At 61.4% G+C, this 21924-nt stretch carries 22 protein-coding genes and 1 pseudogene; 17 read left to right on the top strand and 6 right to left on the bottom strand.

Annotated elements, in window-relative coordinates; translation table 11 throughout:
• The first annotated feature begins 66 nt into the window (after positions 1-66).
• Positions 67-1938, top strand: coding sequence for an ATP-dependent nuclease (locus tag AB4089_RS17745; RefSeq protein ID WP_441410617.1), 1872 nt, complete (start codon positions 67-69; stop codon positions 1936-1938).
• 748 nt (positions 1939-2686) lie between these two features.
• On the opposite strand, the gene AB4089_RS17740 is transcribed toward AB4089_RS17745, so the two are convergent.
• On the bottom strand, positions 2687-3292 hold the full coding sequence (locus tag AB4089_RS17740; RefSeq protein WP_441410591.1) for a TetR family transcriptional regulator: 606 nt from the start codon (positions 3290-3292) through the stop codon (positions 2687-2689).
• Positions 3293-3375: 83 nt separating this feature from the next.
• Here AB4089_RS17740 and AB4089_RS17735 point away from each other — a divergent pair, with 83 nt between their 5' ends.
• The 4 genes and pseudogenes from AB4089_RS17735 to AB4089_RS17720 form a co-directional block, all read left to right on the top strand.
• Positions 3376-4170: an SDR family NAD(P)-dependent oxidoreductase gene (locus tag AB4089_RS17735; protein WP_441410616.1), complete on the top strand. Its 795-nt coding sequence runs from the start codon at positions 3376-3378 to the stop codon at positions 4168-4170.
• A 77-nt stretch (positions 4171-4247) separates the two neighbouring features.
• Entirely contained in the window at positions 4248-4544 is a 297-nt protein-coding gene (locus AB4089_RS17730; protein WP_441410590.1) for a hypothetical protein, read from the top strand.
• A gap of 17 nt (positions 4545-4561) precedes the next feature.
• The gene (locus AB4089_RS17725; protein ID WP_441410589.1) at positions 4562-5698 is read left to right on the top strand and encodes an FAD-dependent oxidoreductase; all 1137 of its coding nucleotides are present in this window, start codon (positions 4562-4564) and stop codon (positions 5696-5698) included.
• Between the two features lie 110 nt (positions 5699-5808).
• A pseudogene (locus AB4089_RS17720) lies at positions 5809-5945 on the top strand (short-chain dehydrogenase); the annotation flags it as partial.
• 143 nt (positions 5946-6088) lie between these two features.
• Here AB4089_RS17720 and AB4089_RS17715 read toward each other — a convergent pair.
• Positions 6089-7606, bottom strand: coding sequence for a PAS domain S-box protein (locus AB4089_RS17715; RefSeq protein ID WP_441410588.1), 1518 nt, complete (start codon positions 7604-7606; stop codon positions 6089-6091).
• A 164-nt stretch (positions 7607-7770) separates the two neighbouring features.
• On the opposite strand from AB4089_RS17715, the gene AB4089_RS17710 reads away from it, so the two are divergent.
• The 7 genes from AB4089_RS17710 (at position 7771) to AB4089_RS17680 (ending at position 13454) form a co-directional block, all read left to right on the top strand.
• Complete coding sequence (locus AB4089_RS17710) at positions 7771-8910, top strand: acyl-CoA dehydrogenase family protein (protein WP_441410587.1); 1140 nt, start codon at positions 7771-7773, stop codon at positions 8908-8910.
• A gap of 23 nt (positions 8911-8933) precedes the next feature.
• Positions 8934-9329: a hypothetical protein gene (locus AB4089_RS17705; RefSeq protein ID WP_441410586.1), complete on the top strand. Its 396-nt coding sequence runs from the start codon at positions 8934-8936 to the stop codon at positions 9327-9329.
• 2 nt (positions 9330-9331) lie between these two features.
• Positions 9332-9871, top strand: a complete 540-nt coding sequence (locus tag AB4089_RS17700; protein ID WP_441410585.1) for a nuclear transport factor 2 family protein — start codon at positions 9332-9334, stop codon at positions 9869-9871.
• The gene (locus AB4089_RS17695; protein ID WP_441410584.1) at positions 9868-11148 is read left to right on the top strand and encodes an aromatic ring-hydroxylating oxygenase subunit alpha; all 1281 of its coding nucleotides are present in this window, start codon (positions 9868-9870) and stop codon (positions 11146-11148) included. The genes AB4089_RS17700 and AB4089_RS17695 overlap by 4 nt, the downstream gene beginning before the upstream one ends.
• Positions 11138-11695: an aromatic-ring-hydroxylating dioxygenase subunit beta gene (locus AB4089_RS17690; protein ID WP_441410583.1), complete on the top strand. Its 558-nt coding sequence runs from the start codon at positions 11138-11140 to the stop codon at positions 11693-11695. Before AB4089_RS17695 ends, AB4089_RS17690 begins: the two co-directional genes overlap by 11 nt.
• Positions 11696-11706: 11 nt before the next feature.
• The gene (locus tag AB4089_RS17685; protein WP_441410582.1) at positions 11707-12447 is read left to right on the top strand and encodes an SDR family NAD(P)-dependent oxidoreductase; all 741 of its coding nucleotides are present in this window, start codon (positions 11707-11709) and stop codon (positions 12445-12447) included.
• A gap of 77 nt (positions 12448-12524) precedes the next feature.
• Complete coding sequence (locus tag AB4089_RS17680) at positions 12525-13454, top strand: PDR/VanB family oxidoreductase (RefSeq protein WP_441410581.1); 930 nt, start codon at positions 12525-12527, stop codon at positions 13452-13454.
• A gap of 158 nt (positions 13455-13612) precedes the next feature.
• Here the strand turns inward: AB4089_RS17680 and AB4089_RS17675 are convergent, their stop codons facing one another.
• The gene (locus AB4089_RS17675) at positions 13613-14233 is read right to left on the bottom strand and encodes a response regulator transcription factor (protein ID WP_441410580.1); all 621 of its coding nucleotides are present in this window, start codon (positions 14231-14233) and stop codon (positions 13613-13615) included.
• A 220-nt stretch (positions 14234-14453) separates the two neighbouring features.
• On the opposite strand from AB4089_RS17675, the gene hpaC reads away from it, so the two are divergent.
• Both hpaC and AB4089_RS17665 read left to right on the top strand, forming a co-directional pair.
• Positions 14454-14972 carry a 4-hydroxyphenylacetate 3-monooxygenase, reductase component gene (gene hpaC, locus AB4089_RS17670; RefSeq protein WP_441410579.1) on the top strand — a complete coding sequence of 173 codons (519 nt, stop codon included), beginning with the start codon at positions 14454-14456 and terminating at the stop codon, positions 14970-14972.
• Positions 14969-16282, top strand: a complete 1314-nt coding sequence (locus AB4089_RS17665; RefSeq protein ID WP_441410578.1) for an amidase — start codon at positions 14969-14971, stop codon at positions 16280-16282. The genes hpaC and AB4089_RS17665 overlap by 4 nt, the downstream gene beginning before the upstream one ends.
• A 102-nt stretch (positions 16283-16384) precedes the next feature.
• Here AB4089_RS17665 and AB4089_RS17660 read toward each other — a convergent pair whose 3' ends face one another.
• Positions 16385-16654 (bottom strand): hypothetical protein, encoded by a 270-nt coding sequence (locus AB4089_RS17660; RefSeq protein WP_441410577.1) that lies wholly within the window; start codon positions 16652-16654, stop codon positions 16385-16387.
• Between the two features lie 205 nt (positions 16655-16859).
• Between AB4089_RS17660 and AB4089_RS17655 the strand changes: the two genes are divergently transcribed.
• Genes AB4089_RS17655 through catA form a run of 3 tightly spaced genes read left to right on the top strand, consistent with a single transcriptional unit; the run spans position 16860 to position 19182 of the window.
• The gene (locus AB4089_RS17655) at positions 16860-17963 is read left to right on the top strand and encodes a mandelate racemase/muconate lactonizing enzyme family protein (RefSeq protein WP_441410576.1); all 1104 of its coding nucleotides are present in this window, start codon (positions 16860-16862) and stop codon (positions 17961-17963) included.
• Positions 17964-17992: 29 nt separating this feature from the next.
• On the top strand, positions 17993-18283 hold the full coding sequence (gene catC, locus AB4089_RS17650) for a muconolactone Delta-isomerase (protein WP_441410575.1): 291 nt from the start codon (positions 17993-17995) through the stop codon (positions 18281-18283).
• Positions 18284-18333: 50 nt separating this feature from the next.
• Positions 18334-19182 carry a catechol 1,2-dioxygenase gene (gene catA, locus AB4089_RS17645; protein ID WP_441410574.1) on the top strand — a complete coding sequence of 283 codons (849 nt, stop codon included), beginning with the start codon at positions 18334-18336 and terminating at the stop codon, positions 19180-19182.
• Positions 19183-19385: 203 nt separating this feature from the next.
• Here catA and AB4089_RS17640 read toward each other — a convergent pair whose 3' ends face one another.
• Complete coding sequence (locus AB4089_RS17640) at positions 19386-19985, bottom strand: TetR/AcrR family transcriptional regulator (protein WP_441410573.1); 600 nt, start codon at positions 19983-19985, stop codon at positions 19386-19388.
• 187 nt (positions 19986-20172) lie between these two features.
• On the bottom strand, positions 20173-21711 hold the full coding sequence (locus AB4089_RS17635; RefSeq protein ID WP_441410572.1) for an APC family permease: 1539 nt from the start codon (positions 21709-21711) through the stop codon (positions 20173-20175).
• Positions 21712-21924 lie beyond the last annotated feature (213 nt).

Genomic DNA, 21924 nt, shown 5'->3' with positions numbered 1-21924 from the left:
GACCTGCGGGGCCGCTGGGGAGATCCTCTGGTGTGGGGGAGCCTAGGACTCTGAGGAGACGTTTTGATGCAAGACTGGGGTGAACGCTTTGCAGCGGCTTTTCCGGACTACTCTCACCTTGCGGGTGGCAATGGGGACGAGTTTGACTTTGCAATCGACCGCATAAATCTGATCGGCGGGCAATCGATTCAGTTACAACGTGCCGGCGTAACTGCCATTGTTGGCGCCAACAATGCTGGCAAGTCGACGGTTCTTCGCGAAGTGTGGGAGAAACTCTCACACAGCCCGGGTTTCCCCGAGCAGCCGCGTATTGCCGTGGACTCGCTCGAACTGCACGGTCCTGGAAGCCAAGCGGATGTTATCTCTTGGCTTGGTCAGAACGCGAGTTTCGTTGTTCAAGGTACGAGCGCCGGATTCCAAAGAGCACAAACAGGTGTCCAGCACCCGAGTATGCTGATTCAGGCTTGGCAGAATCCGCTCAGCGAACTAGGGGCGCTCGCGAGTTCGCTTGTCTTCTACGGCAATGCACAAGGGCGTTTTGGAATCGGGGGCGCCGTAGAGATGCGTGAATCGGCTGGGGATCCGCCACAACATCCGGTTCACTATCTGCAGGACTCGAAACAGCTCCTCGATGAAGTGAGCGCCGTTTCGCGCGACGTGTTTGGTCCTCCATTGACTCTTGATGCTCTTGGACGCACGCTTCGCCTCAGGGTCGGTGAAGTGGGGATGGATGCGCCCCGAATTGACGATATTCCCGTCGAGTACCGAGAGCGAATGGCTGATCTGCGGCCGTTGGACGCTCAAGGCGACGGCATGCGAAGTCTGATGGGTCAATTACTCCCAATTGTGACCGCCTCGTACAAGGTCGTCATTATCGATGAACCTGAGGCATTTTTGCACCCGCCCCAGGCACACGCCCTCGGCGCGGAGCTGGGCCGATTGGCAGTGAAAACTGGCCTCCAGATACTTGTTGCGACCCACGACAGAAGCTTCTTGACAGGACTTCTTGACTCCGGTGTCGACGTTTCGGTTGTCCGACTAGCGAGGGGTGACGGGCCCTCGAAGGCAAGCCGACTCGATTCGACTCAGTTGAGATCGCTTTGGACCGACCCCGTCTTGAAGTACACCAACGTATTGGATGGACTGTTCCATCGACTGGTGGTCGTTGCGGAAGCGGAGGGTGACTGTGCCTACCTTTCGGCTGCAATTGATTGCGACGGGCGCGAGGAGGGCCCCTTGCCTAGGAACGAAATCTTGTTCGTTCCAACAGGTGGGAAAGATGGCATGGCTAAAGTGTCGGCGGCGCTGAGCGCCGTCGATGTGCCAGTTGTTGCTGCCCCAGACCTAGACATGCTCTCCGATCAAAAAAAGCTCCAACTTTTGGTTAAAGCTGTTGGCGGAGACTGGACGGAGGAGATGGCAAAACTCTGGAAATCCGCAACAGCCGACCTGAATACACCACGGGAACCTGCCAAAGTTGGTCACGTGTTGGACGCCATTGTTTCCGCCCTTGAGGGCAAACGAGAGGCTAAGTTCACACCTGACGACAAGGAACTCGTTCTCGCCCAACTGCGAACGCAGGGATCTCCATGGACTGCCGTTAAGGAGCACGGCATGTCGGCATTCAAAGGGTCTGCCCGTAAAGCAGCCAGGGCTCTCCTCACCCTTTTGAATGAGACGGGGGTGGTCCTAGTAGAGGAGGGCGAGCTTGAGCGTCTTGCGCCCGAGATTGGGGTCCGTAAGGGCCCTGGCTGGTTACAGGCTGCTCTGTCCGAGGGGGAGCAATGCAACCAAATGACCCAAGCCCACGTCAACCGGATACTGCTAGCTGGAAGGTCAAAACTCAACCGTGACTTTGCCGCGTCGAGTCACGGTGTCGATCAAACCGGCGGAGCGGGCTCGTCGGATGCATCTGCAAAGGCTCTTGTTACTGGCTGACAGTGACTTTCGCGAGGATCCTCTTCGTTGAGCGATTCCATAAGTGAGGGCCAGCCTCAACCGAGCAGCTGGACGGCTCGCTTCTGGCCGGAAACCGGGTTGACGGCCGGACAGCACGGAGCGGTCCATGGCGTTGACACTTTCGACCAGCGATGTGGCCGACGTTCACCAGCCACGAAGAGCCTCCTGGTAGCCGGACGACCGGGCGTCGAAGTGGGGGGCGTTCGGCCGGACACGAACCGACACGCGAGTGGGTGCCTAAACGAGCGGCCAGGGGTAATGCATGACGGTGCGGCCGGCGAGCAGACCGGCTCCAGCCGCCAATGGGAGTTCAGCGACGCCGAACCATGGGACGTCACCCGGACCATCACCAACGCGGTCCGCCGCACGATTGCCGACGGCGGTGATGCCCCGGCCGCGGCTTGGGCCCCGCCGTGGGTGACATCGAAGTCACTGAGACCGCGACGGAGGCGGAGGCACGCACGCAGGCAGCCGTCGCCCTGCTGGTCCATGTGTCCTTCTCGATGGGCCGCGATCTTCCGGCTGGCTGAGGGCTAAGGCCTGGAACGGTTCGTCCAGCGCACGGCCCGGCGGCTGGGCGGCCGGATTGTCGCGCCCGACACCGGCGACCTGGGCGCCGCCGTCGTGGGGGAGTTTTTCCGCGCCCATTTCCACGGCCGCCCCTACGACGACGCCGATTGGGCTACCTAGCCGCGTGCAGGTGCAACGGTCCGCCGGGTTATGGTCACTAGGCCGCCGGCACCCGCAGCACCCCAACAGCCGCCACCAAATACGGCACGGGATCCGGGTCCGTCCCGGCGGCCCACTGCATCCATGCCTCGAACGTCGCGCCGATCAGCGCGGCGCACAGATACCCCGCCACGTCCTCGCGGACGCCGGCCGAGACCAGGTAGGCCCGCGTCCGCTCGCGCTGCGGTGCCAGGGACTCGTAGCTCCGGCTGGCCAGTTCGGGGTGTTCGGCGATCAGCCGCAGCCGGCCGCGCGTGACAGCGAGGTCCGGCAGGACAGCAACCCCGGCGATGGCCGCCCCGCGCAGCCCCGCCAGGATGTCGCCGTCGGCCGTGCCGGCAGCGCGCGCTGAATCCAGGACCCGGCCGGACGCCTCGACCACTGGCTCCATGCCGCCCCAGACGAGCTCGGCTTTGCTGGCGAAGTAGCGGTACAGGCTCTTGCGCCCGATCCCCGCCTCGCGGGCGACGTCCTCCATGGAGGTCTGCTCGTAGCCGCGCTCGGCGAACAGCTGCAGCGCGATGGCAGCCACGGCGTCGGGATCAATCGTCACCGGACGCCCGGCGGGGCGTGGAACGGCGGTGGTCACAGCATCCGAAGGCATCCCACCAGTATTCACCCTTCCATAATGACACAGAGTGTCATAACGTGGATCGCATCACCGTCAGCAACGTCTGGAAGGACATCATGGGCAACGAAGCTACATGGCAGGAAGCCGCCACCACGGGCCGTTTTGCCGGCAAGACCGTCATCGTCACCGGCGCCGCCTCCGGCATCGGCCAGGCCACCGCCCTGCGCATCGCCAAAGAAGGCGGCCGCGTCATCGCCGCCGACATCAGCAAGGAACGCCTGGACGACCTCGTCGCCGAGAACGCAGGACTGGACCTTGTCCCTGTGGCCGGCGACATCTCCACGGAAGAAACCGTGGCCGCCGTCGTCGCCGCCGCCGTCGTCGCCGCCGCCGGCGGACGGGTCGACGCCCTGGCGAACGTCGCCGGCATCATGGACAACTTCGCCCCGATCCACGAGGTGGACGACGAGCTCTGGGACCGCGTCTTCCGGATCAACGTCACCGCTCTCATGCGCCTCACCCGCGCCGTGGTGCCGCTGATGCTGGACGCCGGCACCGGCTCCGTGGTCAACGTCGCTTCCGAGGCCGGCCTGCGCGGGTCCGCCGCTGGCGCCGCCTACACCGCGTCCAAGCACGCCGTCGTCGGCCTGACCAAGAACTCGGCCGTGATGTATGGGCCCAAGGGCCTGCGCTTCAACGCCGTGGCGCCCGGGCCCACCATCACCAACATCGTGGCCAACTGGGGATCCCAGCTCGCGGCCGAACGCCTCGGCCCGCTAATGCAGGCCACCGTCCCCACGCCCGCCACCGCCGCGCAGCTCGCCGCCTCCATCACCTTCCTGCTCAGCGACGACGGCACCAACATCAATGGCGCCATCCTCGCCTCCGACGGCGGCTGGTCCGCGCTCTAAAGCGCCTCGCTCAAACACAAGCGGACGACGGCGGGAAGTCCCGCCGTCGTCCGCTTTTGTGGACCAATTTCTCTTCGGTGATGATCCAAAACCCGGCTGCGCGGCGAATTGGCATGGTCTTCATCGGAGCCATCGGGCTCTCCGTGGCCACTCAGATTGCACCCAAGGCATTCACGGCACAGATGGTCGCCATCAACTTCCTAACGCTCGCCCTCGGCTCCTCGCTCTCTGGCCTGCTGGGGCAGCTCTTCACTGTCGTTCCCAATAACACCTTCTTCCTGACCGTCGCTTTCATCGCGATCGTGGCCGGTCTGGTGCTCTTCACCGCGCGCAGGCCCATCAGCCGCGGCTTGTACGGTGGCCTGGAAGACTGAGCACGAAGGAGTCAGGCATGACCACACCACGCATCGCCGTCATCGGCACCGGAACCATCGGCTCGCAGACCCTATGGCAGCTCTCCAAGCTCGACTGCGAAGCCACCGGCTACGAACTTTTCAGCCCCGGCCACTCCCGCGGCGCAGCCGGCGGGGAATCGCGGCTCTTCCGTCACATCGAGATCGAGGACCTGCAATACCAGCCCATCCTAGAAAGGGCCGATGAGCTCTGGAAGGACCTCGAGGCGGCCACGGGTCTGAAGCTTCGAGACATCTCCGGAGCGCTGACCTTCAGCGCCGAAAGTGCCCCGGCCACCCGCATCGCCCTGCAGTCTGCAGTGCTTCTGGGCGACCGGGTTGAGGTCATGACCGCGGCCGAGGCCAAATCACGCTTCCCGATGTACGAGACCGACCCGGACGAGATCGTGATCCTCGACAAAGGTGCTGGAACGATCTTCCCCGAGAAGACCATCCGCACCGCCGCCGCTGCGGCTAACGCAAACGGTGCCACCATCCACACCGAGGCTCGCGTGACAGACATTGTGCAGGACGGCGACGAAGTCGCGGTCACCGCAGACGGACAGACGGAGCGCTACGACCGTGTCATCGTTGCCGCCGGCGCCTGGACCGCGACGCTACTGCCCGACATGGCGCCCTACCTGGCGACCCGTCGCGTGCTCTCGACTTGGTTCCTGCCGCGTACCGGCGAAAGCCTAGAGGGGATGCTGCCCTATATCCGCACCGAGCCGAACTACTCGTACGGCCTGCCGACTGTCGACGGCCTGGCAATGAAGCTCGGCCTCGGGTTCGCCAACCACCTACCCGTCGACTCCCCGGACACCGCCCGTATGAACGTCACCGACGAGGACCTCCAGGCAGTGCGTAGCCTAGTGCGACGCTTCCTGCCGCACCTGGAGGACTACCCGATGCGCATGACCCCGTACTTCGAGGCATACACGCACAATCGCCACGAGTACGTCGCCCCACATCCGGGCATGCCCGGCGTGCTCGTCCTGGCTGGCTTCTCCGGAAAGGGCTTCAAGACCTCACCGGTAATCGGGGAGATCGCAGCTCGCGAAGTCCTCGGACTAGAACAGAAAATCGACGCCAAATTCCTACTGGACGGCCAACGAGTCAGAGTGCAGGATCTGTAGGAGACCCTTAAGCCCCGGGGTCTTTGCGATTCCTGCGAGACGGGAAGGCGGCCAGTGGGGACGGCACCGCCAACGTCGTCGCCACCTCGGGATCCTGGCTCGCGGCCGAACGCCTCGGCCCGCTGATGCAGGCCACCGTCCCCACGCCCGCCACGCCGCGCAGCTTGCCGCCTCCATCACCTTCCTGCTCAGCGACGACGGCACCAACATCAACGGCGCCATCCTCGCCTCCGACGGCGGCTGGTCGGCGCTGTCGGGGAGCGGCACCCAAAGCAAGCGGACGACGGCGGGAAGCCCCGCCGTCGTCCGCTTGGTGTGAACCTACTGCCCGGGGCGGACCGAGAGCCGGCTCAAAGCCCGAGAAGATTGAGAACTACATATCAGGTGTTCTCATTCATTGGCCAATGGAAGCTCAAAAGTAAATGAGGCACCCCTGGACTCATTCTCTTCCGCCCAAAGCCTGCCATGCTGGCGTGTGATGATCCGGTGGCTAAGGGCGAGGCCTATTCCGCTGCCCGTGGATTTAGAGGTGAACACGCCATCGAAAATTCTCCCGTCCGGGACATGTGCGATGCCTTTACCCCGGTCGGCGACGCGGAACACGCCTGATTCCGCGGTGGCGTATGTGGTGATGGTGACATGGCGCTCGCGCCGCGGCCATGTGGACATCTCGTCGATGGCGTTGTGGCACAAATTCAGGATCACCTGTCCGGTCAATATTTTTTCGCATCGAATCCAGATGGGCGCATCGCTCTTGACAACCTGAATTTCCGTTTCGTGCTGCTGGCCGCGGAGCTGGATGAAATACAGGCAGTCTTCGACGATTTCATTGAGGTCCACGATCTGTTCGGAATGTTCAAGCTGGACAACGAAGGCGCGAAGGCTGGAGACGATTTGGTTGGCGCGGTTTATTTGTTTTTTGGCGTTTTCCAGACCGTACTCCAGGTCTTGGACGGCAGTGTCTGGATTGCGCAGCCGTCGGGACACGCCGTCGACGAAGTTGGTGGCGGCGGCCAGCGGCTGCCCCAACTCATGGGCGATGGCCATGGCCATGTCTCCCATGGCGTTGTAGCGACCAAGATAATTGAGGTGCTCGAGGTCCCGACGATGTTGTTCCTCCGCGGCGACCTGATCGGTGATGTCATGAAGGAGTACGAGCGTCCCTTTAAGATCACGTTCCAGCTCGATGTGCTGGCAACTGGCCCCCACCCACACCTTGGTTTTGTCGGGACGGGACAGTTCCAGCCGAATGCTTGTGGCAGATCCGTCCGGCCGGGGAGTGGCCAGGGCCTTTTCAAGCACCTGCTTTGAGCCGGGGGAGCAGAGCTCGAGAAACTTGGTTCCCACCAGCTCGGCGGTGCTGAGGCCAAGCTGGTCCGAAGCGGCCGAACTGGCATAGCTGACCACCGATTCGGCGTCCATGACAAGGATCCCCTCCGCCATGTGACTCAGGAAAGCCTGCAGCCGCCCCTCAGTACGTTGAAGGTCGGATTTAAGCGACTCCTCTTTTTCGATATCGCGGAATTGCACCATAACTATGGGGCGGTCTGCGAGATTGACCCTGACCGCTATGGCCTCGGTGAGAAAATCCCGCCCGCTCTTGGAGCGATACATCCATTCCGTACGGCTAGTGCCGTGGTCTGCGGCATCTTGAAGCCATTGGACGCCCGCTGCGCGCCGGAAGCGCGGATCGGCGCTGCTCATGTCTGGGGCCTTCAGGGGTTTCAGCTCTGACAACGTGAAGCCGAGCATGTCGCACGCCGCCGGGTTGGCCCACAGGATGTCCTTCGTGGCGGCGTCATGGATGAGGATGCAATGGGTGAGGGATTGCATGAGCCGGGCGAAATCCGAGGGGCTCGGGAACTGCTGTTCGCGTTCATCGCCGGGCATCGGCAGGGAAGTAGACACACCAGATCCTACTGCGCACAGAATCCGGACCGACATAGGTGAATTCTTTAGGCCGGGGAAGTTTTATCGCCGGGGTAGGGAGTGAATCACCAATTGTTGCGTTCCTAACCGCGTCATAGCTTGGGAAACAGACAACGACGACGACCAACCCGTGGGAGCTCAACATGACAAATGTCCTGGATGCCGCATCACTGATCACTCTGGATGAAGTGCTGCTTACAGTCGAGCGCCGTCGCGACGAGTTCAGTGCCCAAAAATCAGTCCCGACGGATGTTATTGAGGCGTTCAAGAAGGCCGGCGTGTACCGGGCAGCGACTCCGCGGCGCTTCGGCGGCGATGCTTTGCCGCCGTCGGATTTCCTGCGCATCGTAGAGCGCATCTCACAGGTTGACGCCTCGGCGGGCTGGGTGGCGAGTTTCGGTTCAGCCGTTTACCTCGCAGCCTTGCCGCTGGAAACCCAAGCAGACCTCTACAGCGGTGGCCCCGACGTCGTGTTTGCCGGCGGTCTCTTCCCCGTGCAGAAGGCTGAGCGCGTTGACGGAGGCTGGAAAGTTTCAGGGGAGTGGAAGTTCTCCAGCGGTTGCCGGGGGGCCGACATCATTGGCGTGGGCCTCGCCGGCGGCGAGGGAACCCAAGGCAAGCCGCTCACGGCGTTGTTGAGGCCGGAACAGGTCGAGATCGTCGAAAACTGGGACGTGGTCGGATTGCAGGGCACCGGCAGCAACGATCTGCGGGTTCATGGTCAGTTTGTTCCCGACGAGTGGACCTTCGTCCGCGGTGGGGAGCCCACGGTCGACGAGCCCCTTTACCGCTATCCCGCCATCGCATACGCCGCCCAGGTGCTTGCCGCCGTGAATCTCGGCACCGGACGCGCCGCTCTGGATTACGCAATCCGCGCCGGCAGTGGACGCACCGGGATCACGGGCGCACCCAAGCTGGCCGACCGCGCCTACTACCGGATTGACATAGCCAAGGCGGAAGCTGCGCTGCTGTCTGCCAGGGCCTTCTTCTACGAGATTTCCGACGAGGTCTATGCCACGGTCGAGGCCGGCGACAGCCCGACAGACAAGCAGAAAGCGCTCTTGCGCCTGGCGTCGACCCATGTCGCCAAGGTCGGCGCCGCCGCCGTGCAGGCCGCCTACACCCTCTCGGGGACTGCGGCCATCTACGATGCCAACCCCATGCAGCGCTACCTCAGGGACGCCTCGGTGGTAACCCAGCACGCATTCCTGGGCGACGGCATCTACGACGGGGCAGGCGCGGTCCTTATGGACATTCCGCCGGCCATCCCGGCCTTCATCTGAACCTGCAGCAACAAGGAGAGAACGTGACGACAAACCCAGCAGATCCACTGCGCGTATTGTTCTGCATCGGCATCAACCAGAACTTTTTCGATCTGCCGAAGAGCGGCATCGGCGCCGTCTGGACCGCCTTTTCCGGCATGATGTCCGAAATGGGCCAGATGGACGGCGTCAATGTCATCGGCAACATGGATGACGACTCACACATGGTCGGTCCCTCCGATGGCTGGCCCTGGACCTGCTACATCCTGGCCGATGTCGACAGCCAGGAAACGGTCAAGGCAGCGTGCAATCTGTTCCGGACCACCATGGTGGGCGAGCACGCTCTGTGGCACTACGCCAAGATCGAGGCCAGGATCGGACGCGCCCTCGTCATTCGGGACGACGTCATCCGGAACGACGTCCCAGTGGCGGCGGGCTGACCATGGCGCCTATTCCGACGTCGGAGCTTGCACAGCGCCTCACAGCTGTCGAAGCCACCGGGGCAGTCCGCCGCACCATGAGCCGCTACATGGACCTATGCGACGTGCCCCGTGCCGCCTATGCACCGGAGGTCCTGAAAGCACTCTTTTCCGACGAGGCAATTTGGGAGGGGATCGGTCCGGACTACGGCGGCAAGTTCGGCCGGATCGAAGGCCGGGAATCCATTTGCGCCATGTTGGGCTCATACCTCCCGCCGTCGCCGCATTTTCGACGGAACATCCACCTTCTGGGCGAAGGCCACATCACTGTCTCCGCGGGAACGGCTGCTGGGAGCTGGATCATGCAGCAACTCTCCGAGTACGGGAACGGCGACCTGGACCTGATATTTGCCCGGCTAAATGTCGACTTTGACATACGCAACGGCACGGCCGTCATCAGCCATTTCCGGACAGAAAAGATGTTCTCCTCCGCACGCCCGTTCGGCGCCCATCTCAGTGAACAAGCAACACCTAACCTGCAAAATCTTAAGGAGTACAGATGACCGCCCCAACTTCAGACCGGGCCACCGAGTTCGCATCACTGGCAGCCGAGGACCGCGTCGCGGCCAGGCTCTATACAGACCCCGAGATTTTCGACTGGGAGATGGAGAAGATCTTCTACAGCACCTGGGTGTGGGTTGCACACGAAAGTGAGATTCCCGACGCCGGGAGCTTCAAGATGTCTCACATCGGCCTGCAGCCGGTGATCGTCAACCGCGACCGGAAGGGAAACTTCAATGTCCTCCTGAACCGGTGCCGGCACCGGGGAGCGAGCGTCTGCGAAGTACCCAAAGGCAAAGCCAACGGCTTCACCTGCCCCTACCACTCCTGGTCATACTCCCTCGAAGGGAACCTGCGCGGCATCCCGTATCCCGACGGCTACGAGGGCGTTGCCGAGAAGCGTGACCTGCCCCTGCAGCGGCTTCGCGTGGAAACCTACAACGGTCTCATCTTCGCCAGCTTCAAAACTGACATAGAACCGCTGGCGGACTTTCTTGGGGATGCAAAGCTATGGATCGATCGCTTCATGAAGCAGGGGGCCGGCTTCCCGGTCAAGGTCCAGGGTGAGCATAAGTTCCGTTTTGACGGAAACTGGAAAATCCAGCTGGAAAACACCACAGACGGTTACCACTTCCCGATCGTGCACCGCTCCTGGATGGCCTCCGTGGACGCCGAAACGGCCGACATGTTGTCCTTCATGACCGACGAGGAAGCCGTGACCCACGCACTCGGCAACGGACACAGCGTTGCGATCATGGTCCCCGAGCACGTGGATCTGGAAGTCGACGACGGCACGGAAGAACTCCAGGAGAGGTTCCGTCCCATCATCGACGAACTCTCCGAAACGATGCCACCAGAGCAGGTGCGCCGCATCGTCCGATCAATGCACGGCGCGGGATACAACCTGAATCTGTTCCCGAACCTGTCCCTGTCAATGTCGTTCTTCCGCGTTCTGCGGCCGATCTCCGTGAACGAAACCGAAATCCAGCACATGGCACTGGGCCTCGACGGCGGACCGGACAGCGTAAACCGGGAACGCCTGCGCATCCACGAACACTTCCAGGGACCCTTCGGGTTCGGCACTTCCGACGATTCAGAAGCATGGGACCGGGTCCAGCGCGGAGCCGTGGCCAACCCCGAGATGCCCATCCTGGTCAACCGTGGGCTGGGCCGGGAAGTGGCCGCCGATGAGGGATGGAAAACGTCGCATGTCACAGACGAAACCGGCATGCGCGAGTCATACGCAATGTGGAAAAGGATGATGAACGATGACCGCTGAGACCATCGAAGAGAGCACCGGCATTGATAACCGCCCCGCACAGGAAGCCGCCGACCTTGGCCTGGGCAAGCTCGGCGATCCCCGGGTGGGACGCGCCATCGAGCTGATCTGGCACGAAGCCCGGCTCCTCGACGACAAGGCATACGAGGCCTGGCAAACCCTCTACACGGACGACGCAAAGTACGTCATCCCTGTCGATCCGGACACTGATGACTTCGAATCATCACTAAACATGGTCTACGACGACGCCCGGATGAGGCACATGCGCGTCACGCGCCTGGTTCAGGGGTACTCCATGTCGGCGGTGGCCGCGGCACGCACCACTCGGACCATTTCACGGTTTACCGTGGAGGAGCAGACAGCGGAAACGGTCACACTGCGTTCCGCGCAGGTACTGGTGGGCTTCAAACGTGAAAAATTCCAGGTACTTGGCGCCGATCTCACCCACCGCATCCGGTTCGACGGCGACGACGCCCGGATCGAGCTCAAGCTCATTCGCCTTGTCAACGCCGACGCCGCCGTGAACGCCTCCGGCTTCCTGCTCTAAGGACTTCGACCATGAATAAAGTCGCACTCGTTACCGGCGCAGCCCGCGGGCTAGGTGAAGTCATTGCCCGCAAACTCCATAAAGAAGGTTTCCGCGTCGCCATCACGGGCACCACGGCAGAGTCCGTCTATCCCCTTGCCGACGCTCTTGACCCATCCGGGGAGACTGTCTGGGCAGGCGCACTAGATATCCGCAGCAAGGCAGACTTCGAAACTGTCCGTGATGCTCTCGCTGAAAAATGGGGTGGCACTGACGTCCTGGTCAATAACGCCGGACGTTCCAAGGTGGCACCTGTTCTGGAAATCACTCCGGAAGAATTTACCGAGAATGTGGACATCAACCTGAGGGGAACTTTCCTGGGCTGCCAGGTATTTGGCCCGCATTTTCGGGAACGCGGCTACGGCCGCATCATCAACGTCCACTCGCTCGCAGGACACAACGGCGGGACTGCCACTGGCGCCCACTACGCCGCATCCAAAGGTGGCGTATCCACGCTCACCAAGGTCTTCGCCCGGGAGTTTGCATCCTCCGGTGTGACGGTCAATGCCGTTTCGCCCGGACCGCTGGATCTTCCCGTCGTCTACGAAACCGTTGATCCCCAGAAACTCGACATCATAAAGGCAACCATTCCGGTTGGCCGGTTGGGGGATGCCGAGTTTATCGCGGACACGGTGGCGCTGCTCGCCTCCCAGGGTGCCTCATCGGTCACCGGGGCCTGCTGGGACATCAACGGCGGACTCTACATGCGCTAGCCGCCGGCCAGCACATCACCAACAGAGAAGGAAAGGAGCGTTGCCCCATGGGTATGTTCAAAGTACGCGTAGCCGAAGTGCTGGAGGAAACCAGCAACATCAAGTCCTTCCGCCTCAAGCGTACGGATGGGGCACCGTTCGGTCCCTATCCGGCCGGCGCCCACATCGACGTCGTCGGACCGACAGCCGTCATGCGCCAGTACTCGCTTTGCAGCCCGCCCGATGAACTCCACGACTATATAGTCGCGGTCAAGCTCGAGGCGGCATCACGCGGCGGCTCGGCGGCCCTGCACGATCAGGTCGAAGTGGGCCAGGAACTGGAAATCAGCACGCCTCGAAACCTGCTGTCCGTGGCACGAGGGGCGGACCATCACGTCCTGGTGGCGGCGGGAATCGGGGTGACGCCGATGATCAGCATTGCCTATCACCTTCACAGGATCAACGAAGAGTTCGAGCTGCACTACTTCGCCCGATCCCGGGAGGAAGCGGCATTCTGCGACCTGCTCAAGGACAGAAGCGGCTTCGGTGATCGCGTCTTCTTTCACTTCGGCCTTCCCCGAGACCAACAGGCAGACGTCCTCGGCAGAGTTCTGGCGCCCCTCACCAGCTCGTCTCATGTGTATACGTGTGGACCGCAGGGCTTTATGGAGCGGGTGAAAGAAGCTGCCTCCGCCGTCATTGCCGAGGACAACATCCACATCGAACATTTCCAGGCCGGCGAGCCAGCAGACACAGACAGTGACACCCCGTTTGAAGTCGAACTGGACGATGAAGTCTACGAAGTGCCGGTCGGAAAATCCATCGTTCAGGTCCTTGCCGACAACGGGATCGAAGTGGACACCTCATGCAAAGAAGGAATCTGCGGCACGTGCATCATGGGTGTTCTGGGCGGGCAGCCCGACCACCGGGACCAGTGCATGTCAAACAGCGAAAAGAAAGCCAACGACCAGATCGCAGCCTGTGTGTCCCGAGCCAAATCTCCGCGGCTCACACTGGAGCTCTTCTGACTGGCGGCACCCAAGACCGGCCCGCCTCCGCGTCCCAGAGAATGTTGTTCTTCGGAACTGACCCGCAGCCATCAGCGCCYGTTCAGGATGCATCACAGTGAAGTCTTCCCCGCCGCGGCGGGGAAGACTTCACTGTTCTCCCGTTCATCCCGGGATCTTCAAAGAACTGACACGTGATGTTGAAGGATGTCGCGGACGAGCGTGGCAATGCTGTCGGCGCCGGTCTTCGCCTTGATCCTGGTCCGGTGAACGTCAATTGTCTTGACGCTGGTGCCCAGCTTCCGTGCGATGTTCTGACTTGGCAGCCCGTCAATGACGAGGGCCAGGATCTGCCGTTCGCGCGGGGTCAGAGCCGCAATGCGTTCCTCAATGTCCCGGCGGCTTCGGTCCGATGCAAAGCGCTGACGCGCCAGCTCGAGTGTCTCCTGGACCACATCCAGCATGTGCTGGGGGTCGTACGGCTTCTCGAGGAAGTTCACTGCGCCCTGTTGGAGGGCTTTGACGGACATCCGGATGTCGCCGTGTGCCGAAACAAAAATGATGGGCAGCGGAGAGGAGATGCTGTTCAGCGTCTCCTGCAGCTGAAATCCTCCGGTCCTGGGCATCCGCACGTCCAAGACAAGGCACGCCGGGACGGAGGGGTCGTAGTTATCCAAGAATGACGCGACATCGTTGTAGATGCGGGAACGGATGTTGACCGATTCCAGAAGCCAGGACAACGAATCGCATAGCTCCTGATCATCGTCGACAATGTACACGAGTGCTTCCGGTAAATCCATGATGGCGACCTTGCAGAGCAGAGAAATGGGCTTAAACGACGCTATCGACGGTCGGCCCGCACAGTCAACACTTCCGCCGTAAAGATGCTACCTACCCGGCTAAAGCGATACCTGCCGATCAGTGGCACAAATTGCAATATTTATTAACTCCAATTCCTCCTAGATTCTCATTACGAACTAATGGAAGGCCCAATGAGGGCCGCGTCATTTGGAGGAAGAAATGCCTGAACTCAGTCAGATCCAGAAAGACTTCCGGTCTGCGATGGCGCACTTGCCGGCGGCGGTGAATGTCATCACTACTGGCGGACCATTCGGCCGGGTGGGCATCACAGTCAGCGCCGTGTGCTCGGTCACCGATTCCCCTCCCACGGTCCTGGTTTGCGTGAATCAGTCCAGCGCAACGCATGACATTTTCAACAGTAACGGTGAAATCTGCATCAACGTCCTCAGCGGCGAACATGAGGAACTGGCCCGCCACTTTTCCGGAGCCACCAAGGTACCCATGGAGGAACGTTTTGGCTGGGATATCTGGGAGGAAAGCTCAGGATCCGTGCYGGTGCTCCGGGATGCATTGGTCAAAATCGTCGGGCGCATTAGCGATCGCTCCGTGCAAGGATCCCATTCGGTAATTTTCGTTCAGGTCGAGCGTATTGAAGTCCAGGGGGAGCGTGACAGCCTCGTGTACTTCAAGAGGCAGTTTCATTGCCTTTCCGTGACTCCTGAGCTGGTGACTGTTTGACGTCCCCGGACGCGCTCCTGGAGATGGTTTCGGACCTCAGGGCTGGGCGGACCAACCCGAGCCAGGTCCTCGCCGATGCCCTCGAGCGGGTGCGTGCGAAAGAACCCGCGGTGCACGCCTGGGTGAGAGTCGACGTCGACGGGTCAGCCGCGCAGGCGGAGGCGCTGGAAACCGCTGGCCGGCACGGACCCCTGTGGGGGATCCCGGTTGCAGTCAAGGATCTGATCGACGTCAAGGGTCTTCCAACCGGCTGCGGCAGCCCACTGCGCGGCCACGAGCCAGCAACCGCGGACGCGGATTGTGTGCGGTTGTTGAGGGAAGCCGGGGCTATCATCGTGGGCAAAACGGTGACCACCGAATTCGGATACTTCGCCCCGGGACCGACGCGCAACCCGGTGAATCCTGCGCATACCCCCGGCGGTTCCTCGAGTGGATCCGCGGCCGCAGTGGCCGCCGGAATGGTGCCTCTGGCGTTGGGGACGCAAACCGCGGGATCGCTTACGCGGCCGGCCTCCTACTGCGGCGTGGCTGGCTTTGTGGCCGCGAAGGACCAATTCCCAACTACCGGGATAACCGGCCTTAGCCACTCGCTTGACTCGCTGGGACTGATCACCAGGACCGTTGCGGACTTGCGGTATGCGTGGGAATCCCTCAGTCGATTCGAGACCGTCGAACAGGATGAGCCTTTGGGCTCGGTGAGACTTCTGCTCTGGGCCGGAAGCGGGCTCGGCGAACTCTCGAGGGAAATGTCCGCGGCGCTAACCGCCGCCCAGGCGACCCTCGGCAACGAACCCGGGTTCCATTTCACCGATTGGTCAGACCATGGAATGGTCCGGGACCTCGCCGAGCATCATGCCACGGTCATGGCCAGCGAAGCCTCTGCTGCACGCGCCGAAGAGTTGGCACACCACCATGAATTGAGTGTGCCCTTCACCGAGCTCCTCACCTCCGGCCGTTCCCTGCCCCACCACGAATACACCGCCGCCGTGGAGCTCATTGCGGTGTCCCGGCAGAGGGTTCTCGCCCTGCTTGAGCGCTTTGACGCGGTTTTGGGACCAGCGGCCCTGGGCGCCGCTCCGCCAGGACTGGAAGCAACCGGCAGCCCAATTCTCAGCCGCCCCTGGCAGGCGCTTGGCCTACCTGTGCTGACCATTCCAGGACTTACCTCCGCCGATGGCATGCCGTTGGGGCTGCAACTTATCGGAGCTCCTGGGCGGGAACCCCGGCTGTTTGATATCGGGCAGCGCATCGAAGAAGCCTTGCGGCAGACAGGTGCCAAGCGCGGTGGGACGCTGCCCCTTGACGATTGACCGGCCGCCGGTTGCAGGGAAAGCTGGCGCGACTCGGCTAAAAAGCGGACGAAAAGAAGGGCTCTGTTGGGTTTCCCAACAGAGCCCTTCTTTCATTGTCGGTCAGCGCCACGCGGCGTCAGCGGTCCAGTACTCGGAGCCATTGGCGCTTACTCCGTGTTTCCACTCCGAAGTTCGGCGCAGTTGGGGTTCCACCCTGGCAGTTACCGCATCTGCTGCGGCAGGGCCGTCCTCGTCCACCTGCCAGTGGACCCAGTTCACTTCCAGACCGGCCTCGTCATGCACGAACAGATCAACATGATGCCACCCGTATCCGAACGTGTCCGTGTAGCAAGTCAGGAACATCCGGTCGTGGTTCTTGGGATGCGGCATACAGGTACTCCTTTGCATCGTATTTCAGACACCGTACGACGCAATTTCCCTGCGCCAACAGGGGATAAACCCTTACTCGACGTGGTGATACTTCGTCTGTCGCCTTTACGAGCGGAAGGAAAGAATCTTTCACATGGGAGGGACGACCTCCCTTGCCCGGACCCGACGTCGGCAAATGTGCCGCCATGACCCAGAGGAAGATGCCGTGAAGATTGAGCGCATCGAGACAATTCCTTACTCGATTCCGTACACGAGGCCGCTGGCCTTCGCGAGCGGCGAGGTCACAGACGCCGAACATGTGCTGGTCCGTATCCACACCGATGAAGGACTGACCGGCGTAGCGGATGTTCCACCCCGGCCCTACACCTATGGGGAAACACAAGACTCCGTGCTGGCGATCATCAACAAGGTATTCGCACCCGCCATCGTGGGCCTGGACCCGCTGGACCGCGGCAAGATTCACCAGATCCTTACGAGGACCGTCCATAACCAAACCGCCAAAGGCGGCTTGGACATTGCACTCTGGGACATCATCGGCAAGGCCGCAAGCATGCCGGTATCGGCGCTTCTCGGCGGCTACGCCGCGGAGATGAATGTCAGCCACATGCTCGGTTTCAAGCCGGCGGCCCAACTTCTGGAAGAAGCACTTCGGGTACGCAGTGAATACGGGATCACCACCTTCAAGCTGAAAGTCGGCCGCAAGCCACTGATCCTGGATATTGAGGCGTGCCACACACTCCGAGATGGTTTGGGACCTGACATTGACCTCTACCTTGACGCCAACCGCGGTTGGACCGCCAATGAGGCTTTCGAGGTCTTGCGGCGCACCGAAACCCTTGGGCTCTCCCTCCTGGAAGAACCCTGCGATGCAAAAGAAACGATGAGCCGGCGCCGGTTGGTCGACAAATCACCGATTCCCATAGTCGGTGATGAAAGCGTCCCCACAGCCGGTGACGTTTCACGAGAGTTGCTCTCGGGCGGATGCAACGCGGTGAGCATCAAAACGGCGCGCAGCGGATTCACTGAGGCACAGCAAATTCTGGGTCTGTGCACGGGTCTTGGCGTCGACGTCGTGATGGGGAACCAAATCGACACGCAAATCGGCACCTTGGCGACCGTCGCTTTTGGGGCAGCCCACGAACCGACGTCGCGCCGCGCGGGTGAGCTGTCGAACTTCCTCGATATGTCTGATGACCTCCTCGCGGATCCCATCGTGATCCGTGAAGGAAAAATTCTGGTCCCCCAGGTCCCCGGTGTGGGTGCCGAAATCGACAACGAAAAACTCGAACGCTACCGACAGGACAAGTAGCGACCACCTTTCCCACAAACGGAGGAACAATGCTCTACCTGGTCCGAATGGACGTTAACATCCCAGCGGATGTCCCGCCGGCGACAGCGGAAGCTGCCAAATCAGCCGAGAAGGCACTCTCGCAGGCCCTTCAGCGCGACGGCCGATGGTGCCACCTCTGGCGCGTCGTGGGCCAGTATGCGAATTACTCGGTCTTCGATGTGGCTGGCAATGACGAGCTGCACGAAATTCTCCAGGGCCTGCCCCTGTACCCCTACATGGCCATTCAGGTCACACCCCTGGCCCAACACCCTTCCTCCCTCGCAGCATCCGAACACTAACCACCCAATTCCGCATCGACGCGGAGGCGGAAAGCAAGAAAGGACATCAAATGTCTGTAGAAATTGAAGCGACGGCCGCTGATTCCGGAGCCAAGGCCACCGAGCGTTTCCGGTCTGGCAAATCCTCGGCCTTGGAAGTCGGCGCCGACCGGGTCAGTCGACTCGCCTCCCGTGCCATTAGCGCCCTCGTTGAAACCGTTCTGGAGGAGAAGGTCACCTACGAGGAGTACAACGCGCTGAAAACGTGGCTCATTCAGGTTGGCGAGACCGGGGAATGGCCGCTCTTCCTGGACGTGTGGCTGGAACACGCGGTGGAAGAAGTCGCCAACAGCGGCCGGGCAGGCAGCAAGGGCACCATCGAAGGCCCGTACTACGTCCCGGGGTCGCCGGTCCTCGAGTCGCCTGCGACTCTCCCGATGCGGGAGGACGAACCAGGGACGCCGCTGGTTTTCCAGGGCAAAGTAACTTCAGTTGCGGGGGCAGCCCTGGCGGGGGCGTCGATTGAAATCTGGCACGCCGATGATCTGGGCTTTTACTCACAGTTCGCCCCCAATATTCCCGAGTGGAACCTCCGGGGGACGGCGCTGACTGACTCCGAAGGTTTCTTCCGGATCCACACGGTCCAGCCTGCGCCCTATCAGATCCCTACCGACGGTGCCTGCGGGCAGTTGATCGAGGCGGCCGGATGGCATGCATGGCGGCCGGCCCACCTGCACCTGAAGATCGCGGCGGCCGACCATCAGCTGATCACGACCCAGCTGTATTTCACGGCCGACAAGCATCTTGGCGATGACATCGCTTCGGCGGTGAAGCCCGAGCTGGTACTCGACCCGCAGGACAAGGCAGACGGTACGGGTCGAGAGGTGACGTACGACTTCGTACTCGCGCCGGCCCAGTAACGCCCTTTCCACCGGATGGCACAGTCCACGCGTTCCCTTGATGGGGATGTGGTGCCATCCGGTGGTTTGCTGTGTCCGGACAGGGCCAGATCCCGGCAGGTCAATTCTTTTGGACATCACCAGTCTTGAGAACATCACCAGGTGGAAGCGCTGGCAGGTGGCGCTGCTTCCCTACGCCTTCCTCCAGGGCTCCCACGCTGGATTTATGCCTGGGAGGGTTGAAGGAGGTGCAACACGGCCTCCAGCTGGGAAATGAGCTGGAGCCGAGTGCTGGTGCCCGGGGCCAGGGCAACGCTGATTTGCGCCCCAAGAAGCATATTCATAAGGATTCCTGCAAAGTCTTCATCGCTCACCGTCGAGAAGATTTCTCCTGCAGCCCGGGCATCCCTCAAGTGGACCAGGATTCGTTCGCGCCACAGTTCCATCGACCGTTCATGGAGCGCTGACTTAGACGTATCTCCCAGCGCACGTTGCCAGAATCCGATCACGATCCGGGCTTCGTTCTCCTTCTCTTCATCCAGCGGGAGCACCTCGTGGCAGAACACACGGAGCGCGGCCAGACCGGTATTGATTCCGGTGGCCGTGTCGATTCTTTTGTTTGTTTCGTGAAAGACATGCTCAAAGGCAAAAGCAAGCAGATGTTCTTTACTCCCGAAATAGGGCTTGAGGGCGCCATTGGCGAATCCGGCCTCGGCTGCGATTTCCCGCATGGTGGCGCCTTCAATGCCGTCGCGGGCGATGAGCCGCCACGTGGCACTGACCACATCTGCACGCCGCTGGTCATGATCGACAATTTTCGGCAAGGAGACCTCTCTCTACCCGATGCTTTTCCCTGGACTTCCTCTAGGGTAGTCGCACCCTCCTCCGGCGCCCTGGGGCAAGCAGCCTTGGCTCTGTCCGTTCAAGCCGAGAACGGGGTAACGCGGATCGGCATCCTCCGTCCCATGTCAGGGGACGGAGGATGCCGCACAGGAGTCCAGCTATTTCTTGCTAATTGACCCGAACTTCGTCGCAGTCCGGCGTCGGCAGATCATATTCGTTCTCCTCCGGAGAGCCTTCGCCGCCATGGCCGATGTATTCGTAGACAGCCGGAGACTTGATCTTCAGGCGATGGCCCCACCACAATCCGGCGGCACCGGGGACGATCGCAATAGCGGGCAGCACCCAGGACAGAACCGATGGGCCGGAGGACCCGATGAGAACATCGAAGTTTGCCAGGATAAGCACGAATACGGCTCCGAGGGCCAGCGCGCTAAGCACCGGGGCGACGACGGTGGTCCAAAGGGAAAGCTCGTGGGCGTTGCGGCGGAAGTATCCAACGACAGCCAAGGAAACCAGGACCAGGAGTAAAACGAGTCCGGCGGCGGCTGAATTCGAAAGCCACGTAAAGAGGGTCAGGACGGGAAAGAGCGGGCCCAGATCGGATGCATTGCCGGCAATAGCGAACGCCACGATGACGGTCAGCGCGGTTATGGATTGGGCAATGGATCCGGCCACAGGCGCATGGGTGCGCGGGTTGACATAAGCCAGTTGCTTTGGGAGCACGTCTTCCCTGGCCAGCGAGAAGACGTACCGGGCAACAGCATTGTGGAATGCCAGAAGCGATGCAAAGAGACTCGTGAGAAACATCATCTGCGCAAGGTCTGCCATGAGTGTCCCGACGTTTTGACCTAGAAAAGCAAACAGCAGCCCGGGGCCCAATTCCCTGGACACCGCCACGATTTGGCCAGGGCCTGTAGCGGTCATCATTGCCCAAGCTGAGAATGCGTAGAAAACGGCGATAATGGCCACAGATATGTACGTTGCCCGTGCGATGGAGCGTTTCGGGTCTTTCGACTCTTCGCTGTAGATCGCCGCCGATTCAAAACCCATGAAGCTGGCAATGCTGAATGCCAAGGCAGCGCCAACTCCGGCAGTAAACAGATCGCTTGGCAACAGGCCTGTCGCCGAAACCCCTTCCGGCTGCACTGCAAAGGCGGCAACGTCGAAAACGATGACTGCAAGAAATTCCAGACCCACCATCACGGCCACTACCCGCACAGAAAAATCAACCTTGTTGATGCCGAGCCACGCGACGACCAGGAAGGCAACTCCGGCAGTTGCCCACCACGGGACATCCGCCCCGGTCTTCTCATTGATGAACGTAGCCGAAGCAAAGCCAAAGAGACCATAGACGGCGATTTGGATGGAATTGTACGCGGTGAGGGCCACGAAGGAAGCTCCTACGCCGGTCCTCTTGCCAAGGCCCTGGGCGATGTACGCATAGAACGCCCCGGCATTTCGAATTCGCGAACTCATGGCGGCGTAGCCCACGGTAAACAGGGTCAGGCAGGCTCCGAGCACAAGGAAGGACAGGGGAACCCCGAGCACTCCCGTCACCGCAAAGTTGGCGGGATAACCGCCGGCGACCACTGTGAGCGGTGCCGAGGCCGCAATGGTCATGAAGACCAAGGCGGGAACACCAAGAGTCCGCCGGCTCAGGCCCGGTGGTTGCGTAGCGGCAGGGATTTGTGGAGATTCGTGGGACATTTTCAGCCTCCGGGGAATGGTTAAGGGGTGACGCAGGCGGTCTACGCTGACCGACGCTGCATGGGGTAATTCCTGAAAAATAGGGGGTGGCCGACCAATGACCACACAGTCCGGGTTCGTCAGGTACGGGGACGCGTGGTCACGTTGCCGTTGTTGCCGGAGGAAGAATCTGGTGGGCTGCCCGGCCCGGCGCCCTTACGGACGCCGGCCGGT

This window comes from Arthrobacter sp. 2MCAF15 (genome assembly GCF_052115605.1).
In the GTDB taxonomy this organism is placed as follows: Bacteria; Actinomycetota; Actinomycetes; order Actinomycetales; family Micrococcaceae; genus Arthrobacter.
Note: the sequence above shows the minus strand (reverse complement) of the source record. Positions and strands in the feature narration are given on the sequence as shown.